Source organism: Komagataeibacter kakiaceti JCM 25156 (genome assembly GCF_000613305.1).
Genome location: NZ_BAIO01000534.1, coordinates 1 through 1532 on the forward strand (window position 1 = coordinate 1; position 1532 = coordinate 1532).

1 pseudogene is annotated in these 1532 nt (G+C 63.4%); it reads right to left on the reverse strand.

Annotated elements, in window-relative coordinates:
• Window positions 1-218: 218 nt before the first annotated feature.
• Window positions 219-1249, reverse strand: a pseudogene (gene recA / locus JCM25156_RS25465) (recombinase RecA).
• Window positions 1250-1532 lie beyond the last annotated feature (283 nt).

Below are 1532 nucleotides of genomic sequence, written 5' to 3' on the forward strand. Positions count from 1 at the left end.
GGCGCCAGCAGGGGGCGGGGCCTCATCCACATCGACCGGATCATTATTGTCGTCATGCCCCCCGCTACAGGATGCAAGACAGACCAGCAATCCGATCATTGCAAGACGCGGTCTCATTTCAACAGCTTTACCCCCGCTTCATATCCCGCGCGCCCAAAAAACGGATATGGCGCGCGGGGAAGACGATAGCCTGCCACAACGGCCAAGGCCAAGGGCGATCAGTGCTCGCCGCTGTCCTCGCCCGTATCATCGACCAGCATGGCTTCGGCCACGACGCCTGCCTGCTCACGCACGCGGCGTTCGATCTCGGCGGCCATTTCCGGGTGATCGCGCAGGTACTGCTTGGCGTTCTCGCGCCCCTGCCCGATACGCTGGCTATCGCATGAAAACCATGCGCCGGATTTCTCGACAATGCCCGCCTTGACGCCAAGGTCGATCAGTTCCCCCACCTTGCTGATGCCTTCGCCATACATGATGTCGAATTCGACCTGCCGGAAGGGGGGGGCCATCTTGTTCTTGACCACCTTCACACGCGTCTGGTTCCCCGTGACCTCGTCCTTGTCCTTGATCGAGCCGATACGGCGAATATCCATGCGCACGGAAGCATAGAACTTCAGCGCGTTGCCACCCGTGGTCGTTTCCGGGCTGCCGAACATCACGCCGATCTTGAGGCGGATCTGGTTGAGGAAGATCATCATGGTGTTGGAGCGCGAGACCGAACCGGTCAGCTTGCGCAGCGCCTGGCTCATGAGCCGGGCATGCAGGCCCACATGGCTGTCGCCCATGTCGCCTTCCAGCTCCGCGCGCGGCACGAGGGCGGCCACGCTATCGACCACCAGCACGTCAATCGCGCCGGAGCGGACCAGCGTGTCGGCAATTTCAAGCGCCTGTTCACCGGCGTCGGGCTGGCTGATCAGCAGGTTGTCAACATCCACGCCCAGCTTGCGGGCATAGCCGGGGTCAAGGGCGTGCTCGGCGTCGATGAAGCACAGGTGCCGCCCTTGCGCTGGGCCTCGGCAATGGCGTGCAGCGCGAGCGTGGTCTTGCCCGAGCTTTCCGGGCCATAGATCTCGACAATGCGGCCACGCGGCAGGCCACCGATACCCAGCGCGATATCCAGCCCGAGCGAGCCGGAGGAGATCACCGCCACCTCCTGCGTGGGGCGCTCGCCCATGCGCATGATCGAACCCTTGCCGAACGCGCGCTCGATCTGGCTCAACGCCCCTTCCAGGGCCTTGCTTTTATCCATACCCGGAGCCTGTGCCATTGCCTGCCTACCTGGTGCTTGAGAAGATGAAACCGAGAACGGGCACCCTGCCCTGCGCCGCCGGATTACCAAGGCGATGCGTCATGCTGGTCAATATGGAACAAAACAGGATCATTTACAATGCCCGTTCACCACTTCGCGCACGTAACGCCCTAGCGCGGCCCCAGCGCCAGCCCCGCGCCACGCGGATCGGTGGCCGCGACACAGGTTGACGCATCCCCCGGCAGGCCCTGCGGGCAGGATATGGCGTTGACACGGCCCTGTG